Origin of the sequence: Methanocalculus taiwanensis (genome assembly GCF_024372745.1) — an archaeon.
Classification (GTDB): Archaea; Halobacteriota; Methanomicrobia; order Methanomicrobiales; family Methanocorpusculaceae; genus Methanocalculus; species Methanocalculus taiwanensis.
This window is the reverse complement of the sequence record NZ_VOTZ01000045.1, coordinates 1-5,349: the sequence shown is the minus strand read 5'-3', so window position 1 is coordinate 5,349 and position 5,349 is coordinate 1. Positions and strand designations below refer to the sequence as shown.

Genomic DNA, 5,349 nt, shown 5'->3' with positions numbered 1-5,349 from the left:
TGTTCGACGCGGGTGGACTTAACTGCCGGGTTCGGAATGAGTCCGGGTGTATCCCCACCGCTATGGCCGCCATTACCACAAGCCAAGGCCCAGATTTGAACTGGGGTGTAGCTGATCTGCAGTCAGCCGCGTGGCCGCTCCGCCACCTTGGCGCTGTGCATTCTGGTATGGAGTATACGTATACTCTGTTCACAGAATTAAAGGTATGCATCTGGATTTCGTCTGGGTTCAACAGAATCACGACAGTAATCTGTTCCTGGATTTGGGCGTTAGTACCCGCCGGACTCAACACGTCGTTGCCTTCGTGCGTACATCCCGGGCCTATCAACCGGGTCTTTTACCCGAGCCCTTAACGGAGTCTCTTTTCAGGCTGAGTTTCAAGCTTAGATGCTTTCAGCTTTTATCTCTTGCCGCGTAGCTGCTCGGCGCTGCCCTGTCGGACAACCGATACACCAGTGGCGACGAAAGAAAGTTCCTCTCGTACTATTTCTTTCTTGCCCTCAGACTCCGGACACTCCTGATAGATAGTAACCGACCTGTCTCACGACGGTCTAAACCCAGCTCACGATCCCCTTTAATAGGCGAACAACCTCACCCTTGGCTGCTGCTGCACAGCCAGGATGGAAAGAACCGACATCGAGGTAGCAAGCCGCCGGGTCGATATGTGCTCTTGCCGGCGACGACTCTATTATCCCCGGGGTAGCTTTTCTGTAGTCAATAGCCCTCATCAACAGGGCGTATTGGTTCGTTAGACCCGAGTTTCCTCTCGCCATGACTTGCTTTGCGTCATAGCGTCAGGCCAACGTATGCTCTTGACACTCTTCTGTGAGTTTCTGACTCACATGAGTTGACCTTAGGGCACCCTTGATATTTTTTCGAGGGTGTGGCGCCCCACCCAAACTGCCCACCTACCGATGTCCTCTTCATTGAAGAAGAGTGAGTAGTACAGCAGAGCAAGGATGGTGTCTCATTGTTGACTTCCCGTTCCCCGGAAGGAACGGATCGACATCTCCCATCTACACTGCGCATGCAATACCGTACTACAACGACAGGCTGCAGTAAAGCTCCACGGGGTCTTCACTTCCCATCAGGAGTCCCTAGCCTCTGCACTAGGATAAAAGGTTCAACGGACTTGTGGTAGGGACAGTAGAACTCTCATTGTTCCATTCATGCAAGTCGCCAATTAAGCGACAAGGTACTACGCTACCTTAAGAGGGTCATAGTTACCCCCGCCGTTTACGGGTCCTTCGTCCGATTGAACTCGGTGTTCAGATACCCGCACTGGGCAGGATTCACAGACTATACGAGTCGTTTCCGAGTTGCAGTCTGCTATGTTGTTATTAGACAGTTGGAGTTCCCTGGTCACTGCGACCTGCCTGATCTCCAGGCAGGCACCCCTTCTCCCGAAGTTACGGGGCCATTTTGCCGAGTTCCCTTACCACAATTAGCTCCGATACGCCTTGGTCTTTTCAACCAGGGGCACCTGTGTCGGTTCTCAGTACGGACATACACTCCCTTTTTCACGGGCTCCAGGAGTCGACCATGTTACCTCATCACGTCTTCTGTGGTTTCTCACCATGACGGTACTCCACCACTTTGAACGCTTGAACGAAACGACAGTTTCGCATGGTATATCCCGAAGCGTCAGGGTCTTGCGACTTTGAATGTATGGTACAGGAATATTAACCTGTTTCCCTGTTGACATGCTCGAGTTACGGCACATCTTAGGACCGACTAACCCTCGGCTGACGAACATTGCCGAGGAAACCTAGCCCTTTCGGCGGAACGGATTCTCACCGTTCTATGCTTCTACTACTGCCAGAATTCTCATTTCTGCACGGTCCACAGGACCTTACGCCCCTGCTTCTGTCCATGCAGAACGCCCCTCTACGCGATCACCGGATGAACCGGTGCGCCGTGGTCTCTGCAGTAGGCTTTAGCCCCGTCCATTTTCTGCGCCCCAAACCTTGACTGGTAAGCTGTTACGCACTTTTTAAAGGGTAGCTGCTTCTAAGCTCACCTTCCAGTTGTCTTCGGCCTGGGACCTCATTCAGTGTTGACACTTAGCCTACATTGGGGGGCATCAACCACGGTCTGGGTTGTCTCCCTTACGGACTACAAGCTTACCCCGTAGTCCGGACTGCCCGTCATCTCTGACGTTGGGGAGTTTGGAGTTTGACAAGAGAGCGAGGAATTTCTTCCCCGGGATCCCCAATCAGTGCTCTACCTCACCAACCATCTCCGACGAGGTCATGCTGCGGCATGTTTCGAGGGGAACCAGCTGATTCCCGGTTCGATGAATCTTTCACTCCTATACGCAGGTCACGCGAATGATTTGCATATCAAAACCGCCTGCGGTCCTCCACGCACCTTTCGGCACGCTTCAACCTGCCCACGCATAGATCACCGGGTTTCGGGTCTTACCCTATAGACTCCACGCACGTTGAATACGTCGTTCCATGCACATACATGCTACGAACCTGTTGCTTTCGCTTCGGCTTCCCGTCAGGTTAACCTCGCCTATAGAATAAACTCTCTGGCCCGTTCTTCAAAACGTACGTTATGACATCGGCAACTGTCGCCCATACTACCGCCTCGCGACGGGTTCTTTCGCGCAGAAGTTCCTTGCATGCCATAACACACTGTCACCGGTTAGTTTCAGGCGCTTTTCACATCCTTTTTAGGGATACTTTTCAGCTTTCGCTCACGCTACTAGTTCGCTATCGGTTTCGAGAAGTATTTAGTTTTGGAGGTTGATGACCCCCGGATTCATGCGAGAATTCCGACCCGCACTACTCAAGACACTCCCAGGAACAGACACCATTATGCGTACGGGTCTTTCACCCTCTCAGGAACACCATTCCAGGTGACTTCCGCTTCTGCTGTCTGCACCAGACGGGAGGCTTACAACACCACATCTCCCAAAAGGGATTCGGTTTGAACTCTGTCGGTTTCGATCGCCTCTACTCACGACATCTCGGTTGATTTCTTTTCCTGCCCCTACTAAGATGTTTCAATTCGGGGCGTTCCCCATCCTCAACGGATTGATACCGAAGTATCGGGATGTCCTATTCGGGGATCTCCGGATCACAGACTCCCTGCATCTTCCCGGAGCATATCGCTGCTTGGCACGCCCTTCATCAGCTCTCGAACCGAGCCATCCACTAACCGGCATATAGACCAGGTTCAGATACTAATTGTTATTTCTGTTGAACCCATTTAACGTCCAGATGCATTACCTTTACACAGCATCGTCAGGTTTGAGTCGCCCTCAAACCTTCAGCCCTTCCCCGGTGACTCACATCTCCGGGTGCATTGGAACCGTTGTAACGCAGTGTTACAACGGAAGTGGACCCAAGGGGATTTGAACCCCTGGCCTCGGCGTTGCAAACGCCGCGCTCTTCCAGCTGAGCTATGAGCCCGAATTCCTGTTGGCATTGGCAATTGTACGGTTCATTGAGCGACCGCTGATATTCGTAAAAGTTGATCATTAGGAGGTGATCCAGCCGCAGATTCCCCTACGGCTACCTTGTTACGACTTAACCCCCCTTGCGGAACCTAGATTCGACAGCAGCATAAACTGCCGCCTCATCCAGACCCCACTCGGGTGGTTTGACGGGCGGTGTGTGCAAGGAGCAGGGACATATTCACCGCGCCATCGTGAGACGCGATTACTACGGATTCCAGCTTCATGCGGGCGAGTTGCAGCCCGCAATCCGAACTACGGGTGGGGTTAGGAGATTACCTTCACCTTTCGGTGTCGAAACCCATTGTCCCATCCATTGTAGCCCGCGTGTAGCCCGGATAATTCGGGGCATGCTGACCTACCGTTGCCCATTCCTTCCTCCCCTTTAGCAGAGGCGGTCCCAACAGTGTCCCCATCAGTCCGGAGACCATGCTGGCAACTGTTGGCGTGGGTCTCGCTCGTTGCCTGACTTAACAGGATGCTTCACAGTACGAACTGACGACGGCCATGCACCTCCTCTCAGCTAGTCAAGCAGAGTCTTCAGCCCGGCTATCATTCCGCTGTCGTATCCGGTGAGTTGTCCGGCGTTGAATCCAATTAAACCGCAGGCTCCACCCGTTGTGGTGCTCCCCCGCCAATTCCTTTAAGTTTCAGCCTTGCGACCGTACTTCCCAGGCGGTGCGTTTCACGGTTTCCCTTCGGCACCTCAGCGACTCGTGGTCACTGACACACCTAACGCACATCGTTTACGGCTGGGACTACCCGGGTATCTAATCCGGTTTGCTCCCCCAGCTTTCGTCCCTCACTGTCGAAGCCGTTCTGGTAAGATGCCTTCGCCATCGGTCGTCCCTCGGGGATTACAAGATTTCACTCCTACCCCCGAAGTACGTCTTACCTCTCCCGGTTCCTAGGTCGCCAGTTTCCCTGAGACGCCTTTTGGTTGAGCCAAAAGATTTCCCCAGAGACTTAACGACCAAGCTACGAACGCTTTAAGCCCAGTAAAAGTGGCTATCACTCGAGCAGCCGGTATTACCGCGGCGGCTGGCACCGGTCTTGCCCCGCCCTTTCTCCTGGTGTGTGTTAGACACCAGAACAGCCTGCATTGACAGGCACTCAGGGTTTCCTTATCACGATTGCTCGCATTGTAAAGTTTTCGCGCCTGCTGCGCCCCGTAGGGCCTGGATTCATGTCTCAGAATCCATCTCCGGGCTCTTGCTCCCACAACCCGTACCGATCAAAGGCTTGTTGGGCCGTTACCCCAACAACTACCTAATCGGACGCAGACTCATCCTCAGGCGGCGGGCCTTTCAGAGACAGAGCATTCCAGCACCTGTCTCCTATGAGGCATTAGCCCCAGTTTCCCGGGATTATTCCTCACCTGAGGGCAGATTATCCACGTGTTACTGAGCAGTATGCCGAGGTCTTTCACCTCTCGACTCGCATGGCTTAGTCAAACCCTGATAGCAATAGCCTCTGGCAGGATCAACCAGAATGTAATTGTTAAGCACACTTTGTCTTTCGACTGACTGTAACTTTCAGAAATCAGCGGTCACTCAATGAATGTCCGCATTGCCAATACCAACGTCAGAACCAACACCGGCAAACCCGGCTGCGTCGGTTCTCCACTGAGAGAATCTTGGAGTTACAATGTATGCAGTGTATCTATTTATACGCTGCGTATTGTATCTGACGAACCCGGAACAACCCGGATTCGTGATGCATTGCAAGGGAATAGAGTTGGTTTCAATGAGTTATATAGGTTCTCATCTGGCAACCCGATTACCCTGCAGAACTCCCTTTCAATACCCGGCACCGATGACGCCGGGTACCCGGGACCGCTCACCCAAACAGAGGAACAGTCCCTGACTGAGGCAGTTGCCATA

At 53.0% G+C, this 5,349-nt stretch carries 1 protein-coding gene, 2 tRNA genes and 3 rRNA genes; 1 reads left to right on the top strand and 5 read right to left on the bottom strand.

Annotation, left to right across the window (positions count from 1 at the left end):
* From rrf to FTO68_RS11530, 5 genes are all read right to left on the bottom strand, one after another.
* Positions 1-74 (bottom strand): 5S ribosomal RNA (rrf, locus tag FTO68_RS11550); the annotation flags it as partial.
* Between the two features lie 6 nt (positions 75-80).
* A tRNA-Cys gene (locus FTO68_RS11545) sits at positions 81-152 on the bottom strand.
* A gap of 99 nt (positions 153-251) precedes the next feature.
* A 23S ribosomal RNA gene (locus FTO68_RS11540) occupies positions 252-3,189 on the bottom strand.
* 160 nt (positions 3,190-3,349) lie between these two features.
* Positions 3,350-3,422: transfer RNA gene (locus tag FTO68_RS11535), tRNA-Ala, on the bottom strand.
* A 70-nt stretch (positions 3,423-3,492) separates the two neighbouring features.
* Positions 3,493-4,959, bottom strand: a 16S ribosomal RNA gene (locus FTO68_RS11530).
* A 63-nt stretch (positions 4,960-5,022) separates the two neighbouring features.
* On the opposite strand from FTO68_RS11530, the gene FTO68_RS11525 reads away from it, so the two are divergent.
* A partial coding sequence (locus tag FTO68_RS11525) for a hypothetical protein (protein WP_255333563.1) occupies positions 5,023-5,349 on the top strand: 327 nt, incomplete at its 3' end.